Here is a 13,265-nt window from a genome sequence, read left to right on the forward strand (position 1 = left end):
CCGGCCCCCGTGCCGGACGAGAGGGCGGCCGGCCGGTGCACCTCAACGTGCAGTTCACCCCGCCGCTGGTCCCCGACGCACCGTGGCACCGCGTGGCCCCCGCGCAGGCTCCTCCGTCGACCCGTCGCCGATCCTCGCGACCCGACCCCGAAGGACTGGCCCTGGGGCCGCGCACCGTCGTGGTCGCCGGGGACGACGCCGGTCCGCCGGCCCGGGTGCTCGCGGAGAGCGCCGACTGGCCCCTGCTGGCCGAACCGAGCAGCGGATCCCGCAACGGCACCCATGCTCTGCGCTGCTACCGGCTGCTTCTCGAAGGCGACCTCGGGCAGCGGATCCAGCGCGTCGTCGTCGCCGGGCACCCGACGCTCTCGCGTCCGGTCACCCGTCTCCTCGAACGCGAGGACGTCGAGGTGGTCTCGATGGCCACGCGCGGGTGGTGGGCACAGCGCCCCTTCGCCGTCGACCGTGAGGCCGTCGCGCTGGCCGTGCCCGGCAAGGACGACGCGGGCTGGCTGGAGGAGTGGCGTGCCGCCGACACCCGGGTGTCCCGAGCACTCGACACACTGCTGGCCGAGGAGTCCGGCCCCACGCCGTACGACGTGGCACGCGCGGTGAGCGCCGCCGTACCGGCCAGCGGGCTGTTGTTCGTGGGCGCCTCGAGCCCGATCCGCGACCTCGACCTGATGGCGCGGCCCTACACCGTGGGGGAGCGGCGCAGGATCATCGCCAACCGCGGCCTGGCCGGCATCGACGGCACGATCTCGAGCGCGATCGGTGCGGCGCTGGCGCGACCGCACGGCGACCGGAACCTTGCCCTGATGGGCGATGTGACGTTCCTGCACGATGCGAACGCGTTGGTGATCGGCCCCGACGAGGCCCGGCCTGACCTCACCATCGTGGTCGTCAACGACGACGGCGGATCGATCTTCACGATGCTGGAACAGGGCGACGAGAGGTTCACCGACCGGTACGACAAGCTGTTCGGCACGCCGCACGGAGTGGATGTGGGCAGCCTCTGCGCCGCCACCCGCACCCCGCACTGGAAGGTCGGGTCGCTACCCGAGCTGGAACAGGCGCTGGCCTCGCCGAACGGTGGTGTCGAGGTGGTGGAGGTCGTCGTACGACGTGACAACCGGCGTGCACTGGATGAACGGATCCGGATGCTGCGATGAACTTGGTCACTGACTGAGTCAGAATGTCTCAGTCAGTGGCATTCGCGCGTAACGCCGCTGTGCTGTTCCCGTTGCGCCCGGTGCACAGATGTCTCCTCTCGGGGACTCACCAAGTAGTTAGGACGCAAATGCGCCACACACGAGTGATGTCAGCAATTGCCGCAACGGTCTTCGTCGCCGTCAGCCTCACCGGCTGCTCAGAGGCGGAGAAGGCTGGCAACGACGCGAAGGACAAGGCAGCCGAGGCTGCCGCGTCGGCCAAGGCAGAGGCGTCGGAGAAGGCTTCGGCGAAGGCCGAGGAAGCCAAGGGCAAGGCGAAGGAGAAGGCCGAGGAGGCCAAGGCCAAGGCCAAGGCGGGCGCGGGCGACGAGTCAGCGGACGACAAGGCGGCCGGGGATGAAGGCACCGGCACCGGGTCCGACGTCGGAAGCGGTGGTGCCGGCAACGTCACGGTCGACCTCGGTGACTTCTCCGACGACCCGAGCGCCAAGGCGGTGGCCGGCTTCTTCGAGGCCCGACAGGCCGCCATGGCCGCGGGTGGCGAGGATCTCAGCGACCTCGAGGCAGCCACCACCCCGGCTCGCTTCAAGAGGGTCAGCGCCGTCGTGGAGCGCAACGCCGGAAAGACGACGCCCTTCATGGTCACCGTCGTCGGTGTCGAGGCGGGCTCCGTGGACGTCTGCGTGGGCCCCGACGGCACCAGGGCTCGCACCCTGAGGCTTGAGGGTGACAAGGTCGCGGACAACACACAGGGCGACCACACCTGCGCCTGAGTCACGGCACCAGACGGGCCCGGCCGGTTGGCCGGGCCCGTCCTGCGTCTGGTCGTCCTGCGTCTGGTCGTCCTGCGTCAGCCCGTCTGTCAGCCCAGCCTGCCGAGCACGTCCTGGGACTCGACCAGCCCGGCGTCCGACGGCGCCGCGCCCTCACCGAAGACGCGCGCGTGCTGCTTGGCCCGCCACTCCCGGTGCGCCTCGCGCGGTCGGTCGTAGCCGTAGCGTTCCCGCGCCTGCGTCGGGGTGACCACCTCCGGGTTCGTCGGGGGCACGCCCAGCAGGACGGGTGTCACCACCGGAACCGTCGCGGGTGAGAGCAGCCCGAGCACCGCGAGCTCGACCTTGGGATGCACCTGCACCAGCCACAGGGACGCCTTCATGATCGGCTGCACGGCCACGTCGATCGCCCGTGACTGGCGCAGGTCGCCCATCTCGCGCATCCAGCGCGGCATGGTGGCGATCGTCGCGGCGCGGAGCACCGAGTTGACCGCCAGCATCCCGGGGCGAAGCAGCAGCGGCACCTGCGGCAGCATCACCTTCGCGTTCAGCAGGTGGTGCATCGCCCGCTTGGCGATGTCGGAGCCGAGCAGCTGTGGCCGCATGCGCTCGTAGTAGGCGTGCAGCTCCTCGCGGTTGCGGGGGATGTCTGACTGGTCGCAGGTCTGCAGCTCGGCGGCGACCTTGCACTCCGCCCAGTACTGCTCCTCCTCGGCGGCGGTGAGCTTGCCGGGGCCGTACATCTCATAGGCCTTGAGGATCGAGTGCCACGCGGTCAGGTGGATCCACAGTTGCGACTCGGGGTCGTTCGCGTCGTACCTCTCGCCGGTGATCTCGTCGGTGCCGATCGCCTTGGAGTGGATCCTGACCAGGACGTCGGCCACCTGCGAGGTCGAGCGGGAGTCACCGAAGGCGACCATGGAGAAGTAGCGCAGTGTCCGGTCGTAGCGGGTGCGCGGGCGCTTGTAGATGTCGTGGGTCTTGTCGACCGCCGCGATCAGGGCGGGGTCGAGCTCCTCGACGACGACGGCCCGCTGGAAGCCCACGGTGAGGGAGGAGGGGTAGCTCCACACCTTCCAGGTCATCGAGTCGGGCCCGAAGAACCCGTAGTCCTCGTGGGGTTCGACGGTCGTGGTCCTGCGCATTGCGATGGCCATCCGGCCCTCCTTCTGACTGCGCGTCGGGATCGGTGCCGACGCTCACCATCCAATTACTACACATGTGTAGTAATTTGGGAAGTCCTTCGGCGAACTAAGGTGCCCCCATGACCCAGACCGCTCCGAGGCGCCGGCCGTACGCCGCCCGTGTGCCGATCGAGCAGCGCCGCGAGCAGATCCTCGACGCGGCGATCGCGATCATCGACCGCGACGGCTACGACCGGGTCTCGATCGACGCGATCGCGAAGGAGGCCGGCGTCACCCGGCCCGTGGTCTACGGGGCGTACGACGGCCTCGGTCCGCTCCTGATCGCGCTGCTCGACCGGCAGCAGGTGCGGGCGATGGCCCAGCTGCTCAACGCTCTTCCCGAGCATGCCGACCCCGGCGACCTCGACCAGCTGATCGACGGCACGGTCGCCACCATGGTGCAGCAGCTGCGTGACGACCCGGTCACCTGGCGGCCCATCCTGCTCACCGCGCACGGCGCCCCGGACGCCGTACGCACCCGCATCGACGCCGACCGCGAGCTGGTCCGTGGGCAGGTCGCCCGGCTCATCGACGAGGTGCTGCCCGACGCCGACAGCGAGGTGCTGGCCCACGCGGTCCTGGCCGTTCTCGAGCACTTCGGTCGCCTCGTGCTCGAGGACCCGGAGAGGTTCGAGGTCGACCGACTGGTCCGGGCCGTGCACGTGGTGCTCGACCCACTGATCCGGCAAGGGTGATCAAGCGGCCGGCACGGGGACCGCGGAGGATGGCTGGCATGACCGCAACCGACACGTTCGTGGAGTTCGTCGACCACCTCACCGAGGCGCTCGACGACCACGAGGCGACGGGCGAGGAGCTGGCCACGAGGCTGCACTTCTCGCGCTACCACTTCGACCGGATGATCCGGTCCGTGGCGGGCGAACCACCCTCGACCCTGCGTCGACGGGTGCTGCTCGAGCGAGCGGCGTACCGGATGATCTCGACGAAGGTGCCGCTGATCGACATCGCGGTCGAGGCTGGCTACGGCTCGCACGAGGCGTTCACCCGGGCCTTCGCCAAGGCCTACGGCAGGCCCCCGTCCGGCTGGCGTCGGAGCCCCGGTCACATCCAGATCGCCGCACCGAGCGGCGTTCACTTCCACCCGCCGGGGAGCCTGCGGCTGCCGGCGAGAGACAAGGTGAGTTCGATGGACCTGTTGACCAAGATGGTGGAGCACCACGTCTGGCTGACCGGCGAGATGGTGCGGCTGGCCGAGCGGCTCGCCGACGAAAAGCTCGACCAGCGGATCGGGTTGGCCGTCGACGAGGACGAGCAGACCATCAGGTCGCTGCTCTCCCGGCTGATCGGCCAGATGGGCATGTGGAACGCCGCCATGGCCAGTCGCGACTACGACTGGTCGCTGGAGGAGCACGAGTCGCTGACCTCGATGCGCACCCGGCTGGCGGAGGAGGGTCCGACCTACCTCGGGCACGTGCGCGACGTGGTGGCCGACGGCCGTCTCGACGACACGTTCGTCGACGCGACCTGCGAGCAACCGGAGGTCTACACGTACGGCGGGATGATCGCCCACGTGCTGACCTTCGCCGCCCACCGCCGCACCCTGGTTGCCCTGGCCCTCGACAGTCACGGGGTCACCGAGCTGGGGTGGGGCGACCCGATGAAGTGGGTGGCCCAGCCCACGGGCTGACCCAGTCAACCGTCCGCGGGTGGATGATGGCGCTCGTGGAGATCGCCTTTCAGCTCATCGTCCTGGCCGTGGCCGTCCTGGGCATCACCGGGCTCGCGCAGCGCCTGGACTTCCCGGCGCCGATGCTGCTGATCGCGACGGGCATCGCGGCCAGCTTCATCCCCCACGTGCCCGAGGTGCACCTCCACCACGACGTGGTCCTGCTCGGCCTGTTACCGCCGTTGCTCTACAGTGCGGCGCTCACCACGTCGCTGGTCGACTTCAACGCCAACCGCCGCTCGATCCTGCTGCTCTCGGTCGGCCTGGTCATCTTCACCACGGCCGGCGTCGCGGTCGTCGTACACCTGTTGCTGCCCGGAGTCTCATGGGCGATCGCGATCGCCATCGGTGCCGTCGTGGCGCCGCCGGACGCGGTGGCGGCAAGCGCGGTGGCCCGACGCATCGGCCTGCCACGCCGCGTCGTGACCATCCTCGAAGGGGAGTCGCTGCTCAATGACGCGACGGCACTGGTCTCCCTGCGGATGGCGATCGCGGCGATGTCGGGGACCGTCGCGATCTCCGACGTGGGCCTCGACTTCGTGCGGGCCGCCGGTGGGGGAGTCGTGGTGGGTCTGGTCGCCTTCTTCGTGGTGGCCAAGGTGCGTAGGCAGGTGAACGACTCCCTGCTCGACACCGGCATCTCACTGGTCACCCCCTTCGCGGCCTACCTTGCCGCCGAGGAGATCGGGGCCAGCGGGGTGATCGCCGTGGTGGTGGCCGGTCTGCTGCTCGGCCACAAGGCGCCGGTGCTGCAGAACGCGCAGTCACGCATCGCCGAGCGGATGAACTGGCGCACGATCGCCTTCGTCCTGGAGAACACGGTCTTCCTGCTGATCGGGCTGCAGGGTCGCTGGATCATCGAGGACGTCGCGGCCAGCCACCTCTCCGCCGGTCGGATCGCGGCGATCTGCGGCTGCTCGCTCCTCGCGGTGATGGTGCTGCGGATGATCTGGGTCTTCCCGGTGCGCTCGCTGCTCGACATCCGCGGCCGGGGGCGCCGCTCGACGCAGTGGCCCAGCACCTTCGTGCTCGGCTGGGCCGGCATGCGCGGCGTGGTCACCCTGGCCGCGGCCTTCCTGATCCCCGAGGGCACCGAGAACCGCGAGATCCTGTTCCTGATCGCCTTCACGGTGGTGGCCGGCACCTTGTTCCTCCAGGGCCTCTCACTGCCCTGGGTGGCCCGGCGGCTCGGCGTACCCTCGCCCGACCCTGCCGAGGACGCGTTGGCCAGGGCGACCCTGCTGCATCAGGCCACGGAGGCCGGTTTCGCGGTGATCGACCCCGACGAGAAGGATCCGCACGACGCGATCGGGCTGATCAAGGCACGCCTGGACCAGCGCAACTTCGCGGTCTGGGAGCAGCTCGGCAACCCCGACGGCGACCACGAGACGCCCAGTCAGACCTATGCTCGGGTGAGACGGCAGATGATCGGGGCCGAGCGCGCCAAGGTGCTCGAGGTCCGCAGCGGCGGGCAGGTGCCCCACAACGTGGTCCAGGAGGTGTTGTCGATGCTCGACATCGAGGAGTCCATGATCGATGCGGCCACCGCCGACGGCAACCGGGTGCGTGCCACCCGGTCCGAGGCGCGGGCCGTGGGCGACCGCTGCGAGGACCTGACCCGGGAGTTCGGACCGGTCGAGCCGCAGACGCCCGACGCGTGCACCGGCTGTCTCGAGGAGGGCACGTCGTGGGTGCACCTGCGGATGTGCCTCGACTGCGGGTACGTCGGCTGCTGTGACTCCTCGCCGCGCCGGCACGCGTCGGCGCACTTCCAGGAGAGCAGCCACCGGGTGATGCGCTCGATCGAGCCGGGGGAGTCCTGGCGGTGGTGCTTCGTGCACCACGTCACAGGCTGAGCCGCCCCGGCAGAAACTCTGGCACCAATTTTTCGATTCCGCTTGTGTGCTGTGGCGGGGGCGCTATAGTTTTCAACGACGCACCAACCGGGACCCGAGACCCGGTTGGTGCGTCGTGCATTTCCCGGAAGTCTCCCCCGTCCGGTCCTCCCTGGCACGGCGCTACGGTTGACCACATGCGCCTCACGAAATTCGGCCATGCCTGCGTTCGCGTCGAGGAGGCCGGCCAGGCCCTGGTCCTCGACCCGGGAATGTTCACCGACCTGTCGGCGGTCGACGGTGCCACCGCCGTCCTGATCACGCACGAGCACGCCGACCACTACGACCTCACCCGACTGCGCGCGACCGATGCGCCGATCTTCACCATCGAGGCGGTGGCGGCGACGATTCGCGAGGAGGCGCCCGACGTCTTCGAGCGGGTCACCGTGGTCGCTCCCGGCCAATCGTTCGACGCCGGGCTGCCGGTGCAGGCGGTCGGCGAGCTGCACGCCGTGATCCACCCGGAGTATCCCCGGTTCTTCAACAGCGGCTACCTGCTGACCGCGGGCGGCACGCGCATCTTCCACCCCGGCGACGCGCTGACCGGGCCCGATCAGCCGGTCGACGTCCTGCTCGTGCCCTCGAGTGCTCCCTGGCTCAAGGTCTCCGAGGCGATCGACTTCACCCGCGAGGTGGGTGCGCCGGTGAACCTGGCCATCCACGACCGCATCTACAGCGACGTGGCGCACGGGATGCTCGAGGGTCACATGGCCCGACTGCTGCCCGAGGAGCAGTCCTACGTGCGTCGCGCCGACGGTGAGGACCTCTAGTCACCGGGATGACCACGCGCTAACCAGCGGGAGCCGGGCCCAGGGCCTGTTCGAGGGTGCGCGCGGGCCGGCCCACCACGCGTTCGACGTCGTCGGTCACGCGCGCGGTGGAGCCGTCGGCGATCGCGGTGTAGGTGCTCACCCAGGCGTCGAGCTGCCACTGCTCGACGTCGTAGGCGGCGCGGCGCGACCCGTAGGCCTGGTCCAGGGTCTCCTCCACGTAGCGCAGGTCGCGACCGAGCACGGTCCCGGCTCGGGCAGCGACCTCGTCGAGGGTGAGCGCCTCGGGGCCGGTCAGCTCGTAGGCCGCGTCGAGGTGCTCCTCCGGCGCACCGAGTACGACGGCCGCCACGTCGGCGACATCCGCGCGGGCCACCGCGGCAACTCGTCCCTGCCCCGCCGGTCCACGGATCGCGCCGGACTCGTCGGCGAAGAACGGCAGCACGTCGAGGTAGAAGTTGTCGCGCAGCAGCGTGAACCGCATCCCCGACTCGCGGATCGCGGCCTCGGCGTCGTGGTGGTCGCGGCCCAGGGTGAACGTGGCGTCCTCGGCGGCCCCGGCGAACGAGGTGTAGACAAGGTGTCCGACTCCGGCCGATGCGGCGGCCGCGATGAACGTGCGGTGGTCCTCGCGCCGTGTCCGGGACTCCGATGCCGAGACCATGAACAGCACGTCGACGCCGCGCAGGGCGCTCGCGGATGCCTCGCGGTCGTCGTACGACGCCACCGCGAGGGTGCTGCCCGCGATGCTCGGTGCCCGTGAGGCGTCACGGACGATCAGGCGCGGCTCGAGATCGGCCAGGAGTCGGGCGACGTCTCCGCCGAGGGCGCCGGTCGAGCCGGTCACGGCGAGGGTGGCGCGGGTGCGGGGCATGCTCAGAATCCTGCCAGCAGGTCGTCGATGTGGCTGCGGAACCGCGGGCACTGGGCGATGTCGTGGGCCTGGCAGCGCAGCGCGTGCTCGGTCATCTCGCGGGAGATCTGCATCTCCGCGATCGTGCGGTCGATGTCGGCGATGTGCTCCTCGAGCACCGTGTGGCGCCCGGGCGACTCGCTGTCGATGAGCGCCGCGATCTGGTCGAGCGACATGCCGGCGGCCTTGCTGCGCTGGATCACCGCGATGCGGACGACGTCCTCCCGGCCGTAGCGGCGCCGGTCGGCCGAATCGCGTGCCGGCGAGAGCAGGCCGACGGTCTCCCAGTGACGCAGCACATTGGTGGGGAGGTCGAACCGTTCGGCGACCTGGCCCACCGACCACGGACCCGTCGAATCAGGATGTGTCGAAGGAGGACTTGACTTCATGTCAACATGAAGTCACAGGCTGGGGTCCATCGTCAAGAGAAAGGCACTCACCATGTATGACGTGACCATCGTCGGCGGCGGACCCGCCGGCCTGCAGGCCGCCCTCACCCTGGGCCGGATGCACAAGTCCGTGCTGCTCCTCGACTCCGGCTCCTACCGCAACGGTCGGGTCTCCCACATGCACAACTTCATCACCAACGACGGCATGCCGCCGGAGAAGTTCCGCGAGCAGGCCCGTGCCGAGCTGGCGGCGTACGAGACCGTCGAGGTCCGCGACGAGGCGGTCGCGACGATCGCCCGTGAGGGCGAGCGGTTCATCGTGACGACGGCCGACGGCGACCTCGAGAGCCGGCTGGTCATCCTGGCCACCGGGGTCCGCGACCAGCTGCCGGCAGCTCCGGGGTTGAGTGAGATCTGGGGCGAGCTGGCCTACGGCTGCCCGTTCTGCCACGGCCACGAGCTGACCGGCCGCGCGATCGGCGTCCTCGCCGGGCCGCCGGCCGTGCTGCACCTCGCCGCACTGCTCGCCCCGATCGGCGACTCGGTGACCGTCTTCACCGAGGGCGCCGAGGTGTCGGTCGACGACGCCGCGCTCCTCGACGGGCTCGGGGTGAGCATCCGACCGGAGCCGGTGCTCGGCGCGACCCGTGCCGGTGACGAGGTGCGCGTCGAGCTGGACGGCGCGGACGACGTCACCGTCGCTGGACTCTTCGTCGGCACCGGCAAGCTCGTGCAGTCGGCGCCGTTCGCCGAGCAGCTCGGCCTCGACCTGCAGGAGAGCGGCTGCATCGCCGTCGACGACCTCGGCCGTACGTCGCTCCCGGGCGTCTACGCGGCCGGCGACCTGGCCCACCGGTCGGCGTTCCCGATGCCGATGGCCTCGGTGCTGGCGGCAGCGGCCGCGGGTCAGCTGGCCGGCGTCGCCTGCGTGCAGCAGCTCCTGGCCCACTGACCCGGGTTGAGTGCTGAGGTGGCTGCCGGGGCACCCACCTCAGCACTCAACCTCGTCAGCGGGAGGAGGCGGTGAGCGCGTCGCGGACGGGCACGAACTTGGCCTGGGACTCGGCCAGCTCCGCCTCGGGGTCGGAGTCGCCGACGATGCCGCAGCCGGCGAAGAGCCGGACCGTCGGACCGTCGACATGGCCTGAACGCAGGGCGATGCCCCACTCGCCGTCGCCGGTTGCATCGATCCAGCCGACCGGGCCGGCGTAGCGGCCGCGGTCCATTCCCTCGATCTCGCCGATCAGGTCGGTGGCCACGTCGGTCGGAGTGCCGCCGACCGCCGCCGAGGGGTGCAGCGCCTCGGCCAGGTCGAGGGAGGAGACACTCTCGGCATCGTGCACCACACCGGCCACGTCGGTGGCCAGGTGCATGACGTTGGGCAGGTGCAGCACGAACGGCGCCTCGGGCACGTTCATCGACGAGCAGTGCGGCTCCAGGGACTCCGCGACAGAGCGGACGGCGTACTCGTGCTCCTCGAGGTCCTTCGACGAGCGGGCCAGGGTGGCGGCCAGCGCGAGGTCGCGCTCGTCGTCGCCGGTACGCCGGATGGTGCCGGCCAGGACGCGCGAGGTGACGAGGCCGCGCTCACGGCGGACCAGCATCTCGGGGGTGGCGCCGAAGAGCCCGTCGACGTGGAAGGTCCAGCACATCGGGTAGGTCTCGGCCAGCCGGCGCAACGGCCAGCGCACGTCGACGTCGACGTCGGAGGTGGCGATCAGGTCGCGGGCCAGCACGACCTTCTCGAGGTCACCGCGGTTGATCCTGGAGACGGCATCGGCGACGACCGTCATCCACTCGTCGCCGTTGCGGGCGCCGTCGGCGAAGCTCACGACGGGTGCTCGGGGGAGGTCGGCCGGGGCCAGGTCAGGCGCCACGCAGTCGACGGTGGTCACCCAGGCCAGGTCGCCACGGCGGCCGACCACGACACGGGGCAGCGCGAGGGTGGAGTCACCGGGCTCGTCGGCGAACCCGAAGCTGCCGAAGCTGACCGGGCCGGTGCCGGGCTCGTTGACCTCGTCGAGGATCTCCGCGCGGGCCACGATCTCGGCCCACCACTTGGCGGCGTCGGAGAACCGGGTCGACCCGGAGGTGCGCACCTGCGCGGCAATGCCCCAGCCGACCAGGCCCTCGCCGCGGCGGATCCAGCTGACCGGGGAGTCGTCGGGGACGACGTCGAGGAGCGCACCGACCGTGTCGGGCTCGAGGCGGGCGGTGCGTACGACGAGCCGCTCGCCGGCTGCCTGTTCGGAGGTCACGAGGCGTCAGCCTACGCCCAGCGGCGGCCGGCCCGGTCTTCGCGGGCCGACCGCCGTGGGCGTCGGGTCAGGACCAGTAGACGACGACCTTGTCGCCGACGTTGACCTGCTCGTAGAGCCACGCGAGCCCGTTGTAGTCCCGCACGTTCACGCAGCCGTGGGAGGCGCCGGAGTAGCCGCGGGCCGCGAAGTCCGAGGAGTAGTGCACCGCCTGGCCGCCGGAGAAGAACATCGAGAAGGGCATCGCCGAGCCGAACTCGTTGGACACGTGGTCGATGTCCTTCCAGCCGACGTTGAAGGTGCCCTCACGGGTCGGCGTGTCGTTGATCGTCGAGCCGAACCGGACGTCGAGGGTCTTGAGCACCTTGCCGTCGACGACCCACCGCAGTGTGCGGCTGGTCTTGTCGATGCACATCACCCGACCGGTGGCGCAGCGAGGGTCGAGCGCTGCGTCGGTGGCGGTGCCGGGGTCCGGGGCGATGTTGTGCTTCGCGTCGTGGGTCGGCGTGCTGGTCATCGCGTGCAGGCGGTCCATGGTGCGCTGGTCGACCTCGCCGGTCACCGGGATCGCACGCTTCTCCTGGAAGCCCTTGATCGCCTCCACCGTGGTGGCGTCGTACGTGCCGGTGACCAGGCCGGCGTACCACTGGATCGACTTGAGGCGGGCCTGGAGGTCGCGCACGTCGTCGCCGGTCGCACCCGAGGCCAGGATGGCCGGGCCGGGCTTGAGGATGTTGAACTTCTGGTCGTGCGTGGGCGTCTTGGTCATCGTGACCAGCTTGTTCCACGTCTTCTCGTCGACCACGCCGGTCGCCTTCAGGCCACGCTTGGCCTGCCAGCCGGCGACCGCGTCCTTCGTGGTCTTGTCGTAGACACCGGTGGTCTTCTCGGGCAGCCACTGCATCTGGAAGAGGCGGTACTGCAGCTCGCGGACCTGCTCGCCCTTGTCGCCGGGGGAGAGCACGTCGGCCGGTGGCTCGGGCGTGGACTCCTCGGAAGGCTCGTCGGACTCGCCCTCGGCCGGGTCGTCGGCCGGGGTCTCGCTGGCCCCGTCCGTGGCGGCGCCCGTGGGCTTGCTCTGCGACGTCGAGCCGGGGCTCGAGGAGTCGTCGTTCAGGTGGCGCACGGCGATGCCGGCGCCGTAGGCGGTGGCCGACATCAGCACCAGGGTCAGTGCGGTGAGCAAGATGATGCGCAGGGCCCTCATGCTGTCCTCCAAGGTCCGAGAAGTTTCCAGTGTCACAAGGGTTGACGCATTCACTCGGCATTTGGTTGCCGAAACTTCTGCAGCGTCACCACGTCGTGACCTCGGGATGGGCTCTGAACGCCCGGCCGCATAGGGTTTGCCGGGTGACCCGAGCCGAACTCGACAAGGACCCGCACGACGTACGCCGCATGTTCGACGCGGTGGCCCGTCGCTACGACCTCACCAACGACGTGCTGTCCATGGGGCAGGACCGTCGCTGGCGCAAGGACGTGATCCGGGCGGTCGACCCGAAGCCGGGCGAGCTCGTGCTCGACCTCGCCGCAGGCACGGGTACGTCGAGCCAGCCGTTCGCCGACCTCGGCGCGACCGTCGTGCCCTGCGACTTCTCGATCGGCATGCTCCAGGTGGGCAAGAAGGCCAAGCCCCACCTGCCGTTCACGGCGGGCGACGGCATGAAGCTGCCCTTCGCGGACGACACCTTCGACGCGGTGACGATCTCGTTCGGCCTGCGCAACATCGTCGACCCGAAGGCGGGGCTGGCCGAGATGCGCCGGGTCACCAAGCCGGGCGGGCGCCTCGTGGTCTGCGAGTTCAGCCACCCGACGAACAAGCCGTTCCGCACCGTCTACATGGAATACCTGATGAAGGCGCTGCCGTCGATCTCGCGCGCCGTCTCCTCGGCGCCCGACGCCTACGTCTATCTTGCCGAGTCGATCCGGGCCTGGCCCGACCAGCAGGGTCTGGCCCGCTGGATCGCCGAGGCCGGCTGGAGCGACTGCCAGATCCGCAATCTCACCGGCGGCATCGTGGCGCTGCACCGCGCGACCGCCTGAGTGAATTAAGCCATGTGGATGTGACTTAAATCCGCAGGTCAGGTGGGGTGCCGGGGCAACTCACCCCCGGGTTTCGCCCACGAGGGCGGAGTCCTAGACTGTGGCGCAGGCCACCATGTGAAGTGCTTCACAATCTCACATGGGCAACCAGTTCCACCGTCAGTTCGACACGTGAGAGGGAGTCCCG

The 13,265-nt window shown here is 70.0% G+C and carries 13 protein-coding genes; 8 read left to right on the top strand and 5 right to left on the bottom strand.

Going from position 1 to position 13,265, the window contains the following annotated elements:
- Both NJ4_RS19345 and NJ4_RS19350 read left to right on the top strand, forming a co-directional pair.
- Window positions 1-1,172, top strand: a 1,172-nt coding sequence (locus tag NJ4_RS19345) for a thiamine pyrophosphate-dependent enzyme (protein WP_157551230.1), incomplete at its 5' end; no start/stop codon positions are given.
- A 146-nt stretch (window positions 1,173-1,318) separates the two neighbouring features.
- Window positions 1,319-1,945, top strand: a complete 627-nt coding sequence (locus NJ4_RS19350) for a hypothetical protein (RefSeq protein ID WP_067439027.1) — start codon at window positions 1,319-1,321, stop codon at window positions 1,943-1,945.
- An 89-nt stretch (window positions 1,946-2,034) separates the two neighbouring features.
- On the opposite strand, the gene NJ4_RS19355 is transcribed toward NJ4_RS19350, so the two are convergent.
- The gene (locus NJ4_RS19355) at window positions 2,035-3,102 is read right to left on the bottom strand and encodes an oxygenase MpaB family protein (RefSeq protein ID WP_067439030.1); all 1,068 of its coding nucleotides are present in this window, start codon (window positions 3,100-3,102) and stop codon (window positions 2,035-2,037) included.
- 107 nt (window positions 3,103-3,209) lie between these two features.
- Between NJ4_RS19355 and NJ4_RS19360 the strand changes: the two genes are divergently transcribed.
- From NJ4_RS19360 to NJ4_RS19375, 4 genes are all read left to right on the top strand, one after another.
- On the top strand, window positions 3,210-3,824 hold the full coding sequence (locus tag NJ4_RS19360; protein WP_067439033.1) for a TetR/AcrR family transcriptional regulator: 615 nt from the start codon (window positions 3,210-3,212) through the stop codon (window positions 3,822-3,824).
- A gap of 38 nt (window positions 3,825-3,862) precedes the next feature.
- A complete protein-coding gene (locus tag NJ4_RS19365; RefSeq protein ID WP_067439036.1) occupies window positions 3,863-4,774 on the top strand; it encodes a helix-turn-helix domain-containing protein in 912 nt (303 codons plus the stop codon).
- Between the two features lie 26 nt (window positions 4,775-4,800).
- The gene (locus NJ4_RS19370; RefSeq protein WP_174524618.1) at window positions 4,801-6,669 is read left to right on the top strand and encodes a Na+/H+ antiporter; all 1,869 of its coding nucleotides are present in this window, start codon (window positions 4,801-4,803) and stop codon (window positions 6,667-6,669) included.
- A gap of 176 nt (window positions 6,670-6,845) precedes the next feature.
- Window positions 6,846-7,478, top strand: a complete 633-nt coding sequence (locus NJ4_RS19375) for an MBL fold metallo-hydrolase (protein ID WP_067439039.1) — start codon at window positions 6,846-6,848, stop codon at window positions 7,476-7,478.
- A gap of 19 nt (window positions 7,479-7,497) precedes the next feature.
- Here NJ4_RS19375 and NJ4_RS19380 read toward each other — a convergent pair whose 3' ends face one another.
- Together NJ4_RS19380 and NJ4_RS19385 are read right to left on the bottom strand one after the other, a co-directional pair.
- Window positions 7,498-8,352, bottom strand: a complete 855-nt coding sequence (locus tag NJ4_RS19380) for an NmrA family NAD(P)-binding protein (RefSeq protein ID WP_157551231.1) — start codon at window positions 8,350-8,352, stop codon at window positions 7,498-7,500.
- Between the two features lie 2 nt (window positions 8,353-8,354).
- A complete protein-coding gene (locus NJ4_RS19385) occupies window positions 8,355-8,729 on the bottom strand; it encodes a MerR family transcriptional regulator (protein ID WP_245644634.1) in 375 nt (124 codons plus the stop codon).
- 103 nt (window positions 8,730-8,832) lie between these two features.
- On the opposite strand from NJ4_RS19385, the gene NJ4_RS19390 reads away from it, so the two are divergent.
- Window positions 8,833-9,732 carry an NAD(P)/FAD-dependent oxidoreductase gene (locus NJ4_RS19390; RefSeq protein WP_067439045.1) on the top strand — a complete coding sequence of 300 codons (900 nt, stop codon included), beginning with the start codon at window positions 8,833-8,835 and terminating at the stop codon, window positions 9,730-9,732.
- 55 nt (window positions 9,733-9,787) lie between these two features.
- On the opposite strand, the gene NJ4_RS19395 is transcribed toward NJ4_RS19390, so the two are convergent.
- Together NJ4_RS19395 and NJ4_RS19400 are read right to left on the bottom strand one after the other, a co-directional pair.
- Complete coding sequence (locus NJ4_RS19395) at window positions 9,788-11,038, bottom strand: isochorismate synthase (RefSeq protein WP_067439048.1); 1,251 nt, start codon at window positions 11,036-11,038, stop codon at window positions 9,788-9,790.
- A 67-nt stretch (window positions 11,039-11,105) separates the two neighbouring features.
- On the bottom strand, window positions 11,106-12,245 hold the full coding sequence (locus tag NJ4_RS19400; RefSeq protein WP_067439051.1) for a L,D-transpeptidase family protein: 1,140 nt from the start codon (window positions 12,243-12,245) through the stop codon (window positions 11,106-11,108).
- A 143-nt stretch (window positions 12,246-12,388) separates the two neighbouring features.
- Between NJ4_RS19400 and NJ4_RS19405 the strand changes: the two genes are divergently transcribed.
- The gene (locus NJ4_RS19405; RefSeq protein ID WP_067439054.1) at window positions 12,389-13,078 is read left to right on the top strand and encodes a demethylmenaquinone methyltransferase; all 690 of its coding nucleotides are present in this window, start codon (window positions 12,389-12,391) and stop codon (window positions 13,076-13,078) included.
- The last annotated feature ends 187 nt before the right edge of the window (window positions 13,079-13,265 follow it).

This window comes from Nocardioides jensenii JCM 1364 = NBRC 14755 (genome assembly GCF_001552535.1).
GTDB lineage: Bacteria > Actinomycetota > Actinomycetes > Propionibacteriales > Nocardioidaceae > Nocardioides > Nocardioides jensenii.